15 protein-coding genes are annotated in these 14,307 nt (G+C 35.4%); 6 read left to right on the top strand and 9 right to left on the bottom strand.

Annotation, left to right across the window (positions count from 1 at the left end; all coding sequences use genetic code 11):
• From Megvenef_RS02825 to dcd, 7 genes are all read right to left on the bottom strand, one after another.
• The coding region (locus Megvenef_RS02825) for a transposase (protein WP_322776028.1) at positions 1 to 328 on the bottom strand (328 nt) is incomplete at its 3' end.
• Positions 329 to 508: 180 nt separating this feature from the next.
• Complete coding sequence (locus Megvenef_RS02820) at positions 509 to 859, bottom strand: hypothetical protein (RefSeq protein ID WP_322776485.1); 351 nt, start codon at positions 857 to 859, stop codon at positions 509 to 511.
• A gap of 246 nt (positions 860 to 1,105) precedes the next feature.
• Positions 1,106 to 2,101, bottom strand: coding sequence for an NAD(P)/FAD-dependent oxidoreductase (locus Megvenef_RS02815; RefSeq protein ID WP_322776486.1), 996 nt, complete (start codon positions 2,099 to 2,101; stop codon positions 1,106 to 1,108).
• Positions 2,102 to 2,178: 77 nt separating this feature from the next.
• Positions 2,179 to 2,904 (bottom strand): response regulator transcription factor CtrA, encoded by a 726-nt coding sequence (gene ctrA, locus Megvenef_RS02810; protein ID WP_322776484.1) that lies wholly within the window; start codon positions 2,902 to 2,904, stop codon positions 2,179 to 2,181.
• Between the two features lie 119 nt (positions 2,905 to 3,023).
• Positions 3,024 to 4,247, bottom strand: a complete 1,224-nt coding sequence (locus tag Megvenef_RS02805) for a porin (protein ID WP_322776483.1) — start codon at positions 4,245 to 4,247, stop codon at positions 3,024 to 3,026.
• Complete coding sequence (gene secB / locus Megvenef_RS02800; protein ID WP_322776482.1) at positions 4,231 to 4,710, bottom strand: protein-export chaperone SecB; 480 nt, start codon at positions 4,708 to 4,710, stop codon at positions 4,231 to 4,233. The genes Megvenef_RS02805 and secB overlap by 17 nt, the downstream gene beginning before the upstream one ends.
• A 26-nt stretch (positions 4,711 to 4,736) precedes the next feature.
• Positions 4,737 to 5,303 (bottom strand): dCTP deaminase, encoded by a 567-nt coding sequence (gene dcd / locus Megvenef_RS02795; protein WP_322776481.1) that lies wholly within the window; start codon positions 5,301 to 5,303, stop codon positions 4,737 to 4,739.
• Between the two features lie 367 nt (positions 5,304 to 5,670).
• Between dcd and Megvenef_RS02790 the strand changes: the two genes are divergently transcribed.
• From Megvenef_RS02790 to Megvenef_RS02780, 3 genes are all read left to right on the top strand, one after another.
• Positions 5,671 to 6,981, top strand: coding sequence for a porin family protein (locus Megvenef_RS02790; RefSeq protein WP_322776480.1), 1,311 nt, complete (start codon positions 5,671 to 5,673; stop codon positions 6,979 to 6,981).
• A 523-nt stretch (positions 6,982 to 7,504) separates the two neighbouring features.
• Positions 7,505 to 8,143: a DUF2155 domain-containing protein gene (locus Megvenef_RS02785; protein WP_322776479.1), complete on the top strand. Its 639-nt coding sequence runs from the start codon at positions 7,505 to 7,507 to the stop codon at positions 8,141 to 8,143.
• A 4-nt stretch (positions 8,144 to 8,147) separates the two neighbouring features.
• Complete coding sequence (locus Megvenef_RS02780) at positions 8,148 to 9,362, top strand: O-antigen ligase family protein (RefSeq protein WP_322776478.1); 1,215 nt, start codon at positions 8,148 to 8,150, stop codon at positions 9,360 to 9,362.
• Between the two features lie 201 nt (positions 9,363 to 9,563).
• Here the strand turns inward: Megvenef_RS02780 and uvrB are convergent, their stop codons facing one another.
• Positions 9,564 to 11,558 carry an excinuclease ABC subunit UvrB gene (gene uvrB, locus Megvenef_RS02775; RefSeq protein WP_322776477.1) on the bottom strand — a complete coding sequence of 665 codons (1,995 nt, stop codon included), beginning with the start codon at positions 11,556 to 11,558 and terminating at the stop codon, positions 9,564 to 9,566.
• 68 nt (positions 11,559 to 11,626) lie between these two features.
• Here uvrB and grxC point away from each other — a divergent pair, with 68 nt between their 5' ends.
• Positions 11,627 to 11,878, top strand: a complete 252-nt coding sequence (grxC, locus tag Megvenef_RS02770; RefSeq protein ID WP_322776476.1) for a glutaredoxin 3 — start codon at positions 11,627 to 11,629, stop codon at positions 11,876 to 11,878.
• A 414-nt stretch (positions 11,879 to 12,292) separates the two neighbouring features.
• Positions 12,293 to 12,694 carry a DNA-directed RNA polymerase subunit omega gene (rpoZ, locus tag Megvenef_RS02765; RefSeq protein WP_322776475.1) on the top strand — a complete coding sequence of 134 codons (402 nt, stop codon included), beginning with the start codon at positions 12,293 to 12,295 and terminating at the stop codon, positions 12,692 to 12,694.
• A gap of 337 nt (positions 12,695 to 13,031) precedes the next feature.
• Here rpoZ and Megvenef_RS10115 read toward each other — a convergent pair whose 3' ends face one another.
• Complete coding sequence (locus Megvenef_RS10115; RefSeq protein ID WP_458693239.1) at positions 13,032 to 13,259, bottom strand: RipA family octameric membrane protein; 228 nt, start codon at positions 13,257 to 13,259, stop codon at positions 13,032 to 13,034.
• Positions 13,260 to 13,592: 333 nt separating this feature from the next.
• Between Megvenef_RS10115 and Megvenef_RS02760 the strand changes: the two genes are divergently transcribed.
• Positions 13,593 to 14,132, top strand: a complete 540-nt coding sequence (locus Megvenef_RS02760) for a BON domain-containing protein (RefSeq protein ID WP_322776474.1) — start codon at positions 13,593 to 13,595, stop codon at positions 14,130 to 14,132.
• Positions 14,133 to 14,307 lie beyond the last annotated feature (175 nt).

Raw genomic sequence — 14,307 nt, 5'->3', positions numbered from 1 at the left:
CTTCAGACACATCAAGATCTTGCTGCAAATATTCATAACCACAAAAATATTGCCAATAAATATTTTCCTTTAGCTCTTCCTCCGTAAACGAATCAGAACCGTTGTACATAGCTTGAAGCATTGATAGTGCTAGCATTACTCTATGATCTTTCTTATTTCTACCAAATTGCTTGATTTCAATGTTAGGCAATGCTCTGGCTTCAAGTTCAGACCAATTTACTAAATCCCTTAGTTTATATAACTTGTTTTTAGGATTTAGTTTTGTAGATAATTTCTCTTCAAATAACCTTTCTTGTTTTTGGAGAAAAGTAATATTTTCTATAGGCATAATTTTAAAATCCGTAAGCTTTATGCGGTAATTATACCATTTTCTTATGGATTTTGTAAGCTGTTTATGACATGAAACCCCTTGTTAATTCAGGCGGGGAGAGTTTTGACGGAGGGACTAATTAGTAATAAACCCATAAAAACTATCTAAGTTCTGGGTTTATTACTTTATTAATTTCTTCTAGCTACTATGTGAATGATCGCCAGTTAGACTAGTTTCACCTGATTCTTTATGCCCAAAGCAATCATCAATTACATTATCCATAAAATAGTAAGTTGTGCCTCCAGCTGCTGTACCAACAACAGCTACAGCCGCCATACCAACTGCACAGCCCTCAGTGGCTACACAACCCACCCCACCAAACCAAGCCATAGTATACAACATTGCTCCAAAACCTGCCCCCGCACCAAGACACATACCTAAAGCAGTAGGAGCGGCTAATCCCACACCAATTGTAATAACAACTTTTACCACTGTAGCAATAGCTTTTCCACCCGAAACTATTTTCTCCTCTGTTGTTTTTGTTTTCATACTACTATTTACCTCTAAAAAATTAAACAAACCTTACAAATTAATAGTTTGTATCATTATTATAAAGTAATCAATAATTTTCCACTATAAATTGCAGATTAGTCGTAGCAAAACAATAATTAGGTGCAAGTAGTTGATTAATATAATTGGTACTTTTAGATTTAATATTAAAGTGTATTTGCGCTTAACACGCCATTACTCTTAGTCTTATGGAGATTTTTGCCTATATTTAGAAGTACCTATAAACTACTGAATACCTTTTGTTGTAGAATATTCAAAGTGCAACGCTTTACCATCAAATACTCTGGTATAAGCATGGTGAAGGCTTGCTGCAGCTTCGGCAAAGCCAGTCAAAATTAATTTTAACTTACCATCATATGTGGCTATATCTCCCACCGCATAAATACCAGAAATATTGGTCTCAAAATGTGGGTAATCGGCTTTAATATGATGATTTTTAACATTAAGGCCAAACTCAAGCAATGGACCTAAATTCTGCGCAAGGCCAAAAAACGGCAATAAAATATCTGCTTTAATATTTTTTTTATTCATGTCTAAATCAGCTACAATCACTTCTCTTAATATGCCATTGTCGCCTACTAGTTCGTCAAGTTGGCAGTCTGTAACTAGCTTAATTTTAGACTGAACACTGAGTTCTTGTAGTTTTTGGATACTGGCTGGCGCCGCCCTGAATTTTGGCCTTCTATGTACTAAAGTCACATCAGCAATAGCCGATAGTGATATCGCCCAATCAACAGCTGAATCTCCTCCTCCAGCAATAACAATCTTCTTACCAGCAAACTCTTCTCGCTTAGTTACCAAATAAAAAACTGACTTTCCTTCGTAAGATTCAATATCTGCTAGCGGTGGTCTATTAGGACCAAATGATCCTGCACCAGCTGCAATTAATAGGGCCTTTGCTCTAATTGTATCACCTTTTGAGGTACTAAGCACAAAGTCATTTTCATTCTTAACTAAACTGATAACTTGCCTAGAAAGTAAATATATTGGCTGGAATGGGTTTGATTGCTGCAATAGCTTATCAATTAAGTCTTGAGCCAATATTTCCGGATAAGCTGGTATATCATATATTGGTTTTTCTGGATATAGCGCGCTACACTGCCCTCCAGGAACGTCCAAAGCATCTATAATGCAGGATTTCATTCCTAACATTCCTGCTTGGAAAGCACTAAAAATACCAACTGGACCAGCTCCAATAATTGCAACATCTGTTTGCATTATAAACCCCTATACAACGAAAAAAGCCTATCTTACAGCAAATAAGATAGGCTTTCCATAACATTTAAAATAGTTTTTTCTTATACCGTTTGTGACAGATGCTTATTTTCATGCACTCCACCATGATTATCTTCATAATCTTTTAGCATATATCCACGCCCCCAGACTGTTTCGATATAATTCATACCACCTGAAGCCTTCGCAAGTTTTTTACGCAACTTACAAACGAATACATCGATAATCTTAATCTCTGGCTCATCCATACTGCTGTATAAATGATTTAAGAACATTTCTTTGGTAAGAACTGTCCCCTTACGCATGGCAAGAAGCTCTAGTATTGCATATTCTTTATTAGTTAGGTGCACTTGTTGACTATCAACTTCGACAGTCCTAGTATCTAAATTTATGGCGACTTTATCGAATCTCACTACAGATTCTGAATGACCTTTAGAGCGACGAACAATTGCCTGTATTCTTGCAATTAATTCTCCTCTATTAAAAGGTTTGGTTAAATAATCATCTGCACCAAATCCTAAACCTTTTATTTTTTGATCTACAGAAGTAAGACCAGATAAAATCAATATTGGAGTCTTAACTTTTGCAGAACGCAAACGAAGTAAAACTTCATAACCATCTATATCAGGAAGCATAAGATCTAAAAGGATTATATCATAATCATAAATCTTGCCAATCTCAATTCCGTCAGAGCCAACCTCTGCTGTATCGCAAATTATACCCTCTGCAGCAAGCGCCAGTTCTATTGATCTGGCTGTTGAAGCATCGTCTTCAATAAGTAGTACTCTCATTACTATATTTATCTCCTTAACAAATTTTTACTTTTAAATAATCTCACTATATTCACTAAAAATCAAGCATTTCTTACATAATTATTAATTATCTCAATTTATAGTACAAATAAATCGGCTTACAAGGAAATTTTTCCTCCAACAATCACTATATCCCCCTTGCTTTTATCATTTTTAATTACCCCTGTCTCAATATATCTGCCTTTAGCTTGGAAACGAGTAAATTGTGCATACGCTTTAATCCCCTTTCCAATCAAAGATTCAACCCCAAGGCTTGTTGCATCAAACTTATTTTTTTTATGGTCACTGTGAAAATGATTTAAGCTGATTGAGTATTTACCCTCAAGAAAGTTATATCTTGTTCCAACAGAGTGGATGTTAGTCTCCGTACCAAAGATATCAACAGTGGAATTGGATAAACTTTTATTATAATTCATAAATGAACCAGCAACACTAAACTGACCGTACGTGATCTGAGCTCCTAAATTATAAGCACTTAAATCTTTAAATTTTATATTCGCCCTAGTGTTATTAGACTTATTAAAAGCAACTGGCTTACCTCTTTCTCCCGTTAGTGCCACTTTTGCTGACAATTGGTCTGAAAATTTACCATTGTATGTAACGCCGTACGAGACACCATCTTTTATAGAAAATTTATAAGGATAAGCACTTAATACCGCATATAAATTGGGTTTATCTGGGTAAATATCATCATGCCCCGCATTAGAACTATCTGGCGAATATGAAGCGGCCAATTGAAATTTATGATCCTCAGCGCCAAACTTAGGAGTATAATATGATACCTTTCTTGAATAATCTGAAAGCATACTAGTACGTGTCTTGGCATCCAAAAAACTACTTAAATTTGTTACATAAGGAACTTGTGCACTATTATCCTTTGTTGGAGAGGAAACTATAAATGCGTCCCAACCATTGCCACCAGCACAAGCAACACTATATCCCGTGATGATCATTTTTGCTCCAGCAGTCTTATCTGAGCCAGCTTCAATCTTACCATATTCAGATTCAGTATAGATAGCAAATGGCACACCTCTATCATTCCTAGTAGTTTGCTGTAAACCTATCTTAGTACCATATTTCCATCCGCTTTCTGCAACAAGCTGATAATCTACTAGAAAATTCCCAGATGAATAAAGTCCGCGATTTTTGTTATGCACAGAGAATTTTCTCTGTGTAGCATCCCCACTTGTCTTGTAATGAATGCCTTGAACATCGATTACAGCACCAATCTTAACTTGGCTCTCCATGGCAGAAGAACTAGATATTCCCCAAAACAAAATACCAACGCCGGCTAAAATATTTTTTTTAATGCTTTTTTTCATTATCGTATAGAACTCCATCTTGCATCATTTTCTTACTATATAGAACACCAAAATCAACTGGATCGATCATCAATGGCTGAAAACCACCATCCTGCGTTGCATCTGCAATAATCTTTCTCGCATATGGAAAAATTATCGACGGACAGTGAACTGCTAATAACATTTGAATTTGTTCTTCAGGAATATTTATCAAGTTAAAAACTCCTGCATATTTGAGATCGACTACAAAAAGTGTTTTTTGGTTGGACAATGCTTTAGCACTTATAGAAATCTCTACTTCGTAATAATCTTCTTCTGGAAGTTTTTGAATATTCAGGTCTAATGCTAAATCAATTTGAGGAGATTTGTCCATACTAGCAAGACTTCCTGGAGCACCTGGATTTTCAAATGAAAAATCTTTAATATATTGTGCGTTAACTGCGATGTGCGGCATTCCGCCTTCTTCGTTAGAATGGTTTTGCATAAAAACTCCTCTTTATTAATTTTTTGTTATATTCTAGGTAACGTTACACCAGTTTGATGCATATATTTCCCAGCACGGTCAGAATACGTAGTTCTGCATTGCTCATTACCCTTTAAAAATAAAAACTGACACGCGCCTTCCTTTGCATATATCTTAGCTGGCAATGGAGTTGTATTAGAAAATTCTAATGTCACATGACCTTCCCAACCTGGTTCAAGAGGGGTTACGTTCACAATAATACCACATCTGGCATAAGTTGATTTTCCAACGCAGATGACCAGTACATCCTTTGGAATTTTAAAATACTCAACTGTTCTGGCAAGAGCAAAACTATTAGGCGGAATAATACATACATCAGTTTCTTTATGAACTAAACTATCATTATCAAAATTTTTAGGATCCACTATAGCAGTATTGATATTTGTAAAAATTTTAAACTCGTTAGATACCCTTGCATCATAACCATAAGAAGATACCCCATAAGAAATTATCTTGCCCGAAGCATCAGATTTTACTTGGGTTTCAATAAAAGGAGAAATCATATCTTCATCATCATATTTATCAATTATCCATTTGTCAGACATCACAGCCATAGAATAAGCATCCCTAAAAAATATTGGTTTATAGCTAAGCTACTAATTTTTATTAGCACAATACCCTAATTGACCTAATGTGCAATCAGAACTTATAGATCGGTACTAAATATAAAAATATTTTATCTCCTAGCTATTTCAAACGTTAAAATTCATCTAACAAACCTATATTTGCAAAAAATTACGTGATATATTTAACACTTTTTGCTGCGCTTAAATGTAATAAACTACAGCCTTATATCAAAAGCGCCTTGAATTAACGCGCAGTTGCAGCTACAATTTTTGCTAAATGCATAACTTAAATATAAAGTTTTTTGAAGAAACAACTTATGGGTTTTAACAAGTATAGATTAATCGGTAAATTTTGATGAAAATAAAAAAAATTATAGCAACCGTAGGACTGGTTTCGCTACTCGTATCCTCGGCAATGGCAGAGGATGTGAGCGCAAACAAAACTCCTGTTGTATCTGACTTAGAATTAAAACTTTCTGGATACGCTAGTTTTCAAGCTGGTATAAGGAATCAATCCAAATTAACTGGTGATGAAAAAAATGTATCAAGCAACAGAAAGGGTTTTGCCTTTTACAACGATGCAGCCCTGACCGCTGATGCATCGAAAGAAGTAAACGATGTAACTTATGGCGGCAAAATAGTTTTGGTCCCTACAGCAAAAAGAAAGGGAAGCCCCGATTATAATGGGTCACACATATATCTGGTAAGTGAATTTGGTAAAATAGAAGCTGGTTCACCGATTTCTCCTTCGGGTCAAATGATGATTGATGGAAGTACAATTGCAGCAGCAACTTTTGATGATTGGGCTAGATATGTCGACTTCTCAACTGAACATTTAATGCAAGGATCAAAAGTTCAACCTTCATTTTCTACATTTGCTGAGTTTTTCTTAGATAGCAAGCTAACAACAACACTTGACAGCAGAACATATAGTAGCGAGCCAGCAAGATCAGTTGCATACTATACTCCAAAGTTTGAACTTGGCTCGTCTACAAAATTACAAGTAGGTGTATCTTACACGCCTGATTCCAGCAATACTGGTGCTGACAACCCTACTACTAACTCTAGTGGAGTGGACACTAGAAAAGTTGAAACTGGTGGTATCGACAAATTCACAATAGATCGTTCTGTTAAAGACGCTCTTTCTGGTGGCGTGAGCTTAGAACAAAATTTTGCCGACGGTGTTGATGCAAAACTTGCAGTAACTGGAGAATACGGAAAGTCAGCTGGTAGTGCAAAGAAATTTGCAACTCCAAACGACACTAACCCAACAATATTTAAACTTAGCAACCTAAGAACATTTAATATAGGCGCCATATTAAATGTTGGAAATTTTTCATACGCAGGATCTTTTGGAAGCCTAGGCAAAAGCTTAACTACCGCTGAATTTCATAAGGCCGGCCGTAAAACTGATTACTATTCTGGAACGGTAGCTTATAAGCAAGGTCCTTTTGCTGCCTCAGTATCTTACTTTAAGTCTGATCAGTTTAAGAATACAGTTGATGCAGTCTCAGTTGGTACTAATTACCTTCTTGCTCCTGGGTTTAAACCATACGCTGAAATCTCTAGCTTTATTTTGAAAGGAAGGCCAGAATTTAGACCAGATCTTTCTAAGAAAAAAACTCGTGGTACAGTTGCTCTTATAGGTGCAAAACTAAGCCTATAACGAGAACCATAATTGGAATATTAATGTTATTGCCGGTTCAAAAATCATTTGAACCGGCTTTTTTATTCCCCTAGCAAAGTCATCCTGAACTTGATTTAGATCTCATGAGTCAGAAGCAGATCCTGAATCAAGTTCAGGATGACCCTTTAAGTACAACTTGTTTTCCTATGCCGGCATTTTCCCAATTGTCGCCAGGCACACCGGTATTTTGTCACCTAATCCAATGTATGTTACTATAGACTTTAACTGTGAACTCCAGCTAAGGAGTAACAATCTCTGTAAAGTAATTAACTATTTTATTTACATTGGCTACACAACTTGTTATACCATACCATATACTTGCAAGACACCATTGTGTGTTTTGTTATCCAAAACTTAGTATTATATCAATTTGGATTAGGTGCACGGTGCGAGAAGTCGGAACCTATATACAATAGGAGAGCGACGAGTAACAACGCATATAATTCAAAGTGACGGACTATAGTTATTTGTTGTATTTGAATAAATGTTAACCACCATAATAATGATTAGATCCAAATTTACAGATAGATTTATAAGATTCTTAGCATTAAAATCTTTTGTGCTTATCATAGCATTAATATCTTATACTCAAACCTTTGCAGAAGAATTAGATATTTCAGATATAGAAAAAGCACTTAGCGCTGAACTTAAAGTTGAACCAGATAAATCCCTAATAGTTGAGTCTGACCCATCTAACGCTAAAGTCAGCACAGTAAAGCCTCTAGAGGATAAGAAAATAACTAGTGGTGAGATCGGCACAGAACAAAAAAATTCCACACTGACTAATTCAATAGGCGAGAACCCCTTTCCTGAAAAAATTGAACCTTTGCCACAAGCAGATAAGGGAAAATTAATTATTTTAAACAAAATTACAACTAAATCCACTGAGCATGTATTAAAAATCGGTGAGGTAAAGTTTTTTGGTAACTTGTCGATTGAACTACATAAATGTATCAAAGCTACTGACCCATACAATTCAAATAATTGGATGTTATTAACTATATTTGATAATAAGATTGAAGAAGAAAATCTTTCAGTTTTTCATGGGTGGGTGCTCTCATCAAACCCATCATTATCTACGCTTGAACATCCAGTATACGAAGTTATTCCTTTAGACTGCCTAGTCAGCGATAAGAAGTAGTTTTATGCAACAATCACTTCAATCTCTACTTGCGATTATTCCAATAAGTGGGCTTATTGCCGGATTATCTCTTGGTATTACAATTCCATTATTTTTAGCTACATCACTGTATTTAATAAAGAACCAAGTAAAAATTCATTTTGTTAAGTTCAGAATTGAGATAATTTTTTTTACTTTGCTATGTATCAGCAGCGTATGGTCTACTAAACCACTAGCAAGCTTAATGTCTTTCCTCGCGGTACTTTCTATCTCAGTAGTTATATATATTTTGATTACCAATGTTGATTTATTAATAAACAAACTAAGAATAAAAGATATAAACTTAACAATTGGCCTAGTTGGAGCACTTCTCTTATTTTATATTGAGCTAATAAGTAACGGTTTTATCAGCACCTTATTCAGAAAAACTTTTCAAACTAAAGATAGCTATGATTTCTATTTACATTATTTGGATAGAGGATGCGCCCTACTTGCCTTATTTACATGGGTAGTGATTGCTTCATTGATAGGAAGTAAAAAAAATATACAGGCAGTTGTTGTTTATTTCGTTGTGTTATTTACTCTTGGAATATCTGATAATTTGGCTGCTTTTATCTCCTTTTTTGTTGGAGGAATAGTATTTTTGGTAACTAGGTATCGCTTCTTTGCAAATCCCAAATTACTATCATCTTTACTAATTTTATTCACTTTTATTTTTATAAGTATTATAGCGCTAACAAATCCACATACACTTGTAGAGAAAGCAGAGTTTTTACCAATTTCTGCTAAACACAGATTATTCATTTGGGATCATTCGATACAAAAAATAGCTCAAAAACCTTTTATTGGATGGGGTCATGGTGCATCAAGGAATTTTGAGAACGCTGATGAAGGTTTTATCGAGTATGAAGGACAAAAATTATCTCTTTTTCCAACTCACCCACATAATAACATAATACAAATCTTGCTTGAAAACGGGACTATAGGATTAATAATTTATTTAATGCTTTTATGTAAGTATTTGTTTTGCTGGAATAACGTATTTTTACAGCATCAATCAAAACAACTGAGAAACATTAGGTCTACCGGTTTTGCCTGCTTCTGGAGTTGTTTAATTATATCGATGATTTCATTTAATATGTGGCAGAATTGGTTTCTATGCAGTTACCTATGGATAGCTCTAATGCTTTACTTTGTGGCAAGACAAGTGATTTTATATGCACTTCAGGATAAACGGTGATCTATAACGATCATGTTACCATCCAGCGCTTGGCTTCAAAACTATCTAGCTCTCCATTAATTTAACCTGAGTTTAGTATAAGAAACGACGGCAATTATGATTGAGTCGGTCACAACAGAGTACGGCGCCGTACACGCGTGAGGTCTGATACAAGAGCGGAGACGAACAATCGTCAGCGAATGTAGAGTTACAAGAGGTCTATTATATAAGCTCAAGAGCGGCCTCTTCAAGGACATTAATCTGATCACGAAGTTTTGCCGCTTCCTCAAATTCAAGATTTCTTGCCGCTAACTTCATTTCTTTACGTAAATTCTCTATGTATTTTGCCAGCTTTACTGGGTCAGAGATAGTATTCTTTGCCTCTTTCTTGCCTATTTTTTCTTCAACTTTTTGCAATTCTTCAAGAGCATGAATTCTTGTTGAGATAGTCGTTGGAGTGATGCCATGCTTTATATTATATTCGGTTTGAGCTTTTCTTCGTCTCTCTGTCTCAGACAAAGCTTTTTCCAAAGATTTAGTCATTTTATCAGCGTATAGCAGCACCCTACCCTCACTATTTCTTGCAGCTCTGCCTATAGTTTGTATGAGGGATGTTTCTGAACGAAGAAAACCTTCTTTATCAGCATCAAGAATTGCAACAAGTGCGCATTCTGGGATATCTAACCCCTCTCTCAGCAAGTTAACTCCAACAATAACATCAATTTCACCAAGGCGTAGGCTCCTGATTATCTCTATTCTCTCTAGAGTTTGTATCGCTGAATGTAGGTAAGATACTTTTTGACCAAGCTCTGATAAATAATTGGTCAAGTCTTCCGACATTTTTTTTGTTAATGTCGTTACGAGAACGCGAAAGCCCCGCTCAACTGTCTTTTTTATCTCTCCGATTAAATCTTCCACCTGGGTTGAAGCTGGCCTGACGACGCATACCGGGTCAAGCAAGCCAGTTGGCCTAATAATCAGCTCAACTATTTCTCCTCCAGTTTGCTCAAGTTCAAAAGGCGCTGGAGTGGCTGAAACAAATATAGTTTGTGGCCTTAAATTTAGCCATTCTTCAAACTTAAGAGGCCTGTTATCAAGAGCAGATGGCAACCTAAAGCCATATTCTACAAGCGAGGTTTTCCTAGCTCTATCACCATTATACATAGCTCTAACTTGCGGTACCATTACATGAGACTCATCAACAAACAGCAAAGCATCTTTGGGTAAATATTCAAATAACGTTGGTGGTGGCATACCTGGAGCACGACCGGTTAAAAACCTTGAGTAGTTTTCAATACCTTTGCACGATCCAGTTGCTTGCAACATCTCCAGATCATATTGGGTACGCTGATTTAACCTTGACGCTTCTAAAAGCTTATCACTTTCTTTTAAGAAAGTTAAATGTTCCTCTAGCTCGTTCTGAATTCCAATAATAGCTTTTTTTATAATCGCTTCAGGTGTAACAAAGTGCGAATTAGCATAAAGCGTTACATTATCGAATTTTCGAAATTTTTCTCCAGTTAACGGATCAAATTCACTTATATACTCCAGTTCATCACCAAAAAACGATAATCTCCAAGCCCTTGTTGCATAATGTGAAGGAAAAATGTCGATATTCTCTCCCACAACACGGAATGCCCCTCTTTCAAAGGCTATATCATTACGTTCATACTGCAAATCTACAAGTTGACTAAGAAAATCTTTCCTTTTATATTCATTGCCAGCTTGAAGCTTAAGCGTCATTGCATAGTATAACTCAGGCGACCCAAGACCATAAATACATGAAACGGAAGAAACTACTATCACATCTCTCCTCTCCATTAATGATCTAGTAGCCGAGTGTCTTAGTAAATCAATTTGTTCATTAATAGATGAATCTTTTTCAATGAATGTATCGGTTCTTGGAATATATGCTTCAGGCTGATAGTAATCATAGTAAGATACAAAATACTCTACAGCATTATCAGGGAACAGTTCTTTCATCTCTGAATAAAGCTGTGCGGCCAAAGTCTTATTATGAGCCATAATGAGTGCCGGACGGCCTGTTTTCTCAATAACATTAGCCATAGTAAATGTCTTACCTGAACCTGTAATGCCAAGAAGCATTTGAGATTTCTCTCCTGCTTCAAGACCAGCTAACAGCTTGTTGATAGCTTTTGGCTGATCTCCACTTGGTTGGTATTCTGATTTTATTTTAAAACCACCCGTTGAACCCATTGACAATTACTTACACTGATTTAAAATATCTTGTAAGTGCTATTATAACTTTTTAGGCAATAATAACTATGAAAAAAATTACAATTTATACAACAAGCGTTTGTCCATACTGCGTACGTGCAAAGGCACTGTTTGACCGCAAGAGCCTAAAATATGAAGAGGTTAATGTTGAAGATCAACAAGAACGAGACAAAATGATCGAAAAAGCTGGCGGAAGAAGAACGGTTCCACAGATTTTCATTGGATCCGTCCATGTTGGAGGCTGCGATGATCTTTACGCGCTTGAGAAAGAAGGTAAGTTAGATAAAATTTTAAATTAATTAGAGAAAATATATGAACTCGTTGTGGATTTTAGAATAAACATTATTGATCCAGGACCTGATGGCTATATTAACCTGAGTTTATTGTTAAGAGTAAATATTTTTAGAAAAATTAGAACGAAAGTCTGTCATCCTGAGTCAAGCTCAGGATGAATTTACCACGTTGCACAAGTGCTTCTTGCCATAAAAAAAGCTGATTCAACCGTAATCACCGTCATTTTTTATACCAAACTGAGGTTATATTAGTCTCAATCAGAGGCAACATAGTCAATCTTGGGCTTAATTTGGGATGTCTCCATATCTCAATCTCGGTATAACTATTTCTGCATATTCAAGTTACTGCTTGAAAAAATTTTCAGACTGTGTATCATAACAACCTGAAATATAAATAATACCCAAAATGAGGTCAAGTTCATGGCTAGAGTAACTGTTGAGGATTGCATTGAACAGGTTCCTAATAGATTTGAATTAGTAGTTCTTACATCAGAAAGAGCTAGAAATATTTCCTCTGGAGCGCCTTTAACAATTGAACGTAACAATGACAAAAATCCAGTTATAGCTCTAAGAGAAATCGCAGCCGGAAACATTGACATAGAAAAATTAAGGGACTCCCAAATAGCTAACCTGCAAAAAAATAACAAGCTAGATGATATTACAGATGAAAATCTGTACGCTGAAAACCAAGAAGCTGTTGGTCTTGAAGCGGATTATAGTGAAGCAGAAGAAAGTACTATTTTTTCTCCAGATGACGAAATTGGCTTTGAAATCGATCTTGATTTCAGCGATGAAATCGACATCACAGAAGAGGATAAGTAGTAACACTTATGCGCGGGCCGAAGCGTACCCCTACCCTGAACATATAATAAAAAATATAAACAATAATTTACACCATTTATTTACTCTTTCTTCTAGTAGACAAGTTAACGACAAACTTATCCTAGAATGATCCATAAGAAATATATTAAAGAAGTTATAAAAATTAGCATAAACGTATAAGGCAATACAAATTGGGTTTTGGTAATTCTACCTGGCGCTTTCGCCTCATTCAACCGTTCTGTTATATGTTTAATAAAAGTTGCGTCTTGCTCCTTCTCCGAGATAATAAGAAACTTGTCTATTTCCTGTAGGCAGATCAATATACGTTTAAATTCAATCACCACGTGGTTGAAAGCACAAATCCAACTAAAGACGGCGCTAACAACGACAATTTAACTATATAAAATTCTGGCTGTGTGTACGACTCATTTACTTTATTAATAACTGGCGTAACAGCAATTATCGCTGAAAACAAAGATATATAATAACTGTTAATATTATCTCTTCTATCTTCTTGATGCTGCTTATGTTGTATGGCAAGTTCATATAATTTAGCCTGAGTAATTGCTTCTATTTTTATATAACATCCTTAAAGATTAGTATTAACTTATAGTATAATTGGCAACAAGGCGTTTTACAACGCATAGTTTACAACGTTAAGTTGCGTTTTGCATTCAATCATTTTAAAGTCAACTTGAGTAAAAAAAGAAAAAATAGCTTTCATTTGAAACTAAAATTAAATGTTAAATACCGCTTTAACCCTATACTACCAGAGGATTTGTTGAAAAAATTATTATAACAGTTTATATGTTAGTAAATTAGCTTGAATTAAGAAATATTTTATAGCATAATTAAACTGTAAGTAAGTGTATAATTTAATTATTTCAAGGAGAAAATTATGTTATTTAGAAAAACAAGTAAGTTTGTTCTTTCACTAATCATTGTAATAACAGCTATCTTTGGTTGTTTTGCAGCTTTTGCTGATTATACAGAAGATGCCTCAATAACAGCAGAAGTAAAAGCTCGATTACTAAATGAGCCAGACATTCCACGCAATATAAGCGTATCAACAAAAGATGATGTAGTAATACTTAAAGGTACCGTCGATACATCTTTACAAGCTCATCAAGCAATTGAAGTTGCTTCTAGCGTTGACAAAGTAGGGGATGTCGTTGACACCCAGCTTAAAGTTAAAGGAAGCGAATCATTAATGACAGATGCACTAATTACGGCAAAGGTTAAGGGCAAAATTAGACATTTGTACACAAGCAGAAAAATAGCACATGGATACCAGCTTCACGTAGAAACCACAAATCAAATAACGCATATATTTGGAAATGTGGCAAGAGAAGCCGACATAGATACAGTAGTAGCTGCAGCTAAAGAGGTAAAAGGAGTTAAATCTGTTAAAACTAATATCAGCACAAGCCACCCTTAATTAGCAAAACATTATTATACAAAGCAGACAAAATGACCACCCATACATAGGGCGGTTTTGTACAAAAATTTATCAGGAGTTTATTTGGAATTATGAGACTTTCCATCTATTTGTGTAAATTCGATTATAGGCACTTAAATTCTCCCTTCGAATTTGATCATAAAATGAGCCATAG

It is taken from the genome of Candidatus Megaera venefica, from assembly GCF_034554655.1.
In the GTDB taxonomy this organism is placed as follows: Bacteria; Pseudomonadota; Alphaproteobacteria; order Rickettsiales; family Rickettsiaceae; genus Megaera_A; species Megaera_A venefica.
The sequence above is the reverse complement of the archived record's forward strand: the minus strand, read 5'-3'. Positions and strand labels throughout refer to the sequence as shown.